The organism is Oscillospiraceae bacterium, assembly GCA_035353335.1.
GTDB lineage: Bacteria > Bacillota > Clostridia > Oscillospirales > JAKOTC01 > DAOPZJ01.
This window is the reverse complement of record DAOPZJ010000102.1, coordinates 1-3968: the sequence shown is the minus strand read 5'-3', so window position 1 is coordinate 3968 and position 3968 is coordinate 1. Positions and strand designations below refer to the sequence as shown.

The following is a 3968-nucleotide window of genomic DNA, read 5'->3' as shown; positions in this document are numbered from 1 at the left end:
ACAATTTTTTTCCACAGAGGTGTGTATGCCTCAATTTGAAAGGAGATTTTACGCATGAAGAAAAAGGTACTCATTGTCTTGCTTGCGCTCATGATGGTTATCACAATGTTCGCAGCCTGCAAACCTTCCGAGACCTCATCGGTGGCAGCGTCGTCTGTCGCGGCGTCATCTGTCGCAGCGTCGGTCGAATCATCGGTCGCCGCGGAATCTTCCGCCGTGTCGTCGGTCGTTTCCTCCGTCCCGTCGGCTGCATCTTCCGCGCCGGCAAATTCTGCCGCAGCGTCCGTGACTTCGACTACGTCGACAGCCACCACATCGTCTAAAGCGACCTCCTCAAAGGCTACCCCGGGAGCCACCAAGATCGGATCCAATCCGGATTACGGCCTCCCCCAGGCGCTCACGATCGTTATGGAGATGCATTTCGGCGACTCTTCCGAAAACCTCGAACAGAAGAAGCTTTGGAGAGAAACCCTGAGCGCCAGATATGGCGTTAAGATTTATGAGGACTGCATCACAAAAACCGAAGTCGGCACCGTTTTGAGTGCTCGTTTGGCCGCAGGTGAACTGACCGGTATGGTCTATAATTACGGCTGGGGCTATATGTTCTCGTGGTTCAATGAGGGTGCTGTTTATCCTCTGGACGAATACCTTAAAAACAATAAAACCTGGAACATGCTTCCCAAAGAAGCGCGCGACTGCTTTAAAATCGGCAACCAGATCTGGGCGGTTCCCATTGGTTGGAATGCTGGTTTAACAGGTACTCAAATGGGTATGTGGACTCAGGGCATCCGCGCGGACTGGATGAAAAAACTTGGTTTGGGTGAAGTCGGTTCCACCCTGGATGTTGGCAAATTTAAAGAAATTATTACCGCGTTCGGTGACAGAAGTTCCGAACTCGGCGTCTCCGGAGGTGTGATCCCGATTATCTTCGGCGGCGGCGATGTGTACGGTATCTTTAACATCCTTTCGGCTTTTGACTGCTGGATCTGGGACCCGAACTCCTCAATGGCTTACACCTATAACCCCACCACCAACTGCTTTGAAGACGTTCTTCTGAAAGACGGCGCCAGACAAGCTCTTGATTATATCCGTTACTTCTATGCCAAAGGTTATTGCCCGAAATCCACTTTCGACAGCGGCTTCTCGGATATGCGTAACCAGCTTGCGACAGCCAGAGTCGGTTCTTTCTGTCTGTATCAGGCAAGATTCAGAGACCAAGGTATGTATACGACCAACAAACTGCTGATCGATAAATTCGGAACAAGCAATGCGGATCTGATCGGCGACGGCTATACCGAGTGGATCAAAATGCAAGAAGAAACTTGGTATGATACACAGCTTGTGGGTCTGAAGACCAAGGCTTTGTGGGCAAACAGCGCGAAGTCAAGCGCGGGCGGCGGCGGCTACTGCCTGATGGTGGGCACACCTCAGCCGGCCGAGACCGTTAACTTCTTCGTCGATCTGATGTTTTCCTCCGAAGACAGCTGGATTGATTGCTGGGCGAATCTGATCGGCAAAGCGATTATCAGAGAGTCCGACGGCACTTATACCCGTAAGTACTTCGACGAAGCAAAGAAGATTTATTACGGAACAGCCAACATAGCGCAGGTTGTTGAACCCGATCTTTATCCTGCAAAGAACTATCTCTTTTTCAATGAAGGTGCTAACAAAGATGCCGCTCTTAAAAGATCAAGGGCTACAATCGCGTATAACTCGGCAATGACCCAGGAAGCGATTGCCGCAGGCCGGGTTATCACCGTGCCGGAGATATACAAAGGCGTACAAAACTATTCCGCAACTTATGTCAAGCATTCCGGTGAGATCGCATCCTATCAGTCTTCCTTCTTTTATGACGGATTCATGAAGACCACAATCACTGTTGACAAGCTCTTCGCAACATACAAGAAGAGCATGGCTGCCATCGGCGGCGATAAGATCCTGAAAGAAGTCAACCAAGCATGGGGTTGGGTCAACGATTACCAGTCCTATACCTGATTGACAAGAAATGATTCTTGAAACGTTTTCAACCCGGATGTATTTAACTTAAACGTTTCAATCCGAATGTTTCGAGAGAGCCCGGCATTATGCCGGGCTCTCTTGTTTTGCAAGGAATACCATCGGCAGTGCGTAGGAATTGTAAATACTATATTTTAACTGAATTGAAGTACGGATGGAAATTATATAAAAAAATGAGGTGGATATTTAAAACAAAAGCATGCAAAAAATATATATGCATGACGGTATCAATATCACCGAAGCGTAGTAAGTCGCAAACAAAGGATATCCCCGGAAGGGAAAAGCAGCCTGATGCTATTTGAAAAATACGTAAAAATAAAGTATAATACAATGACAAGCAATTTTGATGCTGAGAGTATTATTACAGGCAAGAAAGGCGATTAAAAAGTACATAGGAAGACGACTGCAAGAGGAGGATGGCCAATGGCGAAAATTCTATACACTTGGAGGTAATTATGGCCGAACTATGGGACGTCTACGACAAATGCAGGAAAAAAACCGGAAAATTGATACAGCGCGGGCAGCCGATGTCGCAGGATGAATATCACCTGGTCGTGCATGTCTGGATGCACAATTCGCGCGGCGAGTGGCTGATTTCCAAACGCACGCCAAACAAGCCTCTCGGCGGTATGTGGGAGAGCACCGGAGGTTCTGTTTTAGCGGGCGAAGACAGCATCGCCGCTGCGATGCGCGAGGTCAAAGAAGAACTCGGCGTGGTATTAGACACCGCAAAAGGACGGCTTTATCATAGTGTACTGCGACAATTTTACAATTTTCCCGATATTTCCGACGTTTGGGTGTTCGACTGCGATTGGCCGATTGATTCGGTGGTTTTGCAGGAGGGTGAGACCTGCGACGCAAAGTGGGCATCTAGCGAGCTGATCAAATCGATGATCGAATGCGGCGAATTTATCGATAAAAAATACTACCCTTATATCGATGACTTATTCGCAGAATACAGCCGAAAAATCTCGGTCGAATATGACAATAGCCTGCTTGCTTTGATTGCCTCGGTTCAGAAACATTACGGAGTACCCACGCAGCACAATACCCTAAAAACGCTGGACAAAGCGCTCGAAAAGAACCATAAAAATGTCGTCTTAATGCTGTTTGACGGCCTCGGCACCGCAATTTTAAAAAAGCACCTGCCCGAAGACGCCTTTTTGCGCCGCAATCTCAAAGAGACCGTCTCCTCGGTGTTTCCGCCGACCACGGTCGCCGCGATCAATACACTCGAAAGCGGATTATCCCCGATTGAGCATGGGTGGCTCGGATGGAGTTTGTATTTCAAAGAACTCGATAAAAATGTCAGCGTCTTCTTGAATACGATTTCCGGTTCCGACGGCAAGCCCGCCGCTGATTACAATGTCGCCGGGCGCTGTATACCGTATGAGAGCATTTATAAGAAGATAGAAACAGCTGCCAACGGAGCAGTGAAAGCATCGTCTGTTTCTCCGTTTTCGAGTTATAAGAGCAAGAACGTCGACGAAATATGCGAAACCGTCAAGATCCTTTGCGCTGAACCGCAGCGCAATTATATCTATACCTATTGGCCTCAGCCGGATTACGACATGCACGACTTGGGAACGACGCATGAAACGGTGCATGACGAAATTATTCAAATCAATGAAAAGATCGAAAAACTTTGTGCCTCTCTCTCGGACACGCTGGTTGTTGTCACTGCCGATCACGGTCTGTTCGATGTCGAATGGAGCTATCTCCCCGAATGCCCCGAAATCATGGAATGTCTTGAACGGATGCCGTCAATAGAGGCGAGAGCGCTGACCTTCTTTATTAAGCCGGGCAGGGGAAAGGACTTCGAAGCGGCCTTTAACGCAAAGTTCGGAGCAGATTATATTTTATTGACTAAAAAAGAAGTGTTTGCCGGCAAACTATTCGGTGAAGGAGAACCTCATCCTCGTACAGAGGACTTTATAGGAAATTATTTGGCT

Annotated in this window: 3 protein-coding genes; 2 read left to right on the top strand and 1 reads right to left on the bottom strand. The window is 48.0% G+C overall.

Annotated elements, in window-relative coordinates; all coding sequences use genetic code 11:
- Positions 1–371 (bottom strand): hypothetical protein (locus tag PKH29_12560; protein HNX15670.1); only part of this gene is annotated, 371 nt, incomplete at its 3' end.
- 37 nt (positions 372–408) lie between these two features.
- Between PKH29_12560 and PKH29_12555 the strand changes: the two genes are divergently transcribed.
- Positions 409–1995: a hypothetical protein gene (locus tag PKH29_12555; protein HNX15669.1), complete on the top strand. Its 1587-nt coding sequence runs from the start codon at positions 409–411 to the stop codon at positions 1993–1995.
- Positions 1996–2471: 476 nt separating this feature from the next.
- Positions 2472–3968: alkaline phosphatase family protein (locus PKH29_12550; GenBank protein HNX15668.1), on the top strand; the 1497-nt coding region annotated here is incomplete at its 3' end.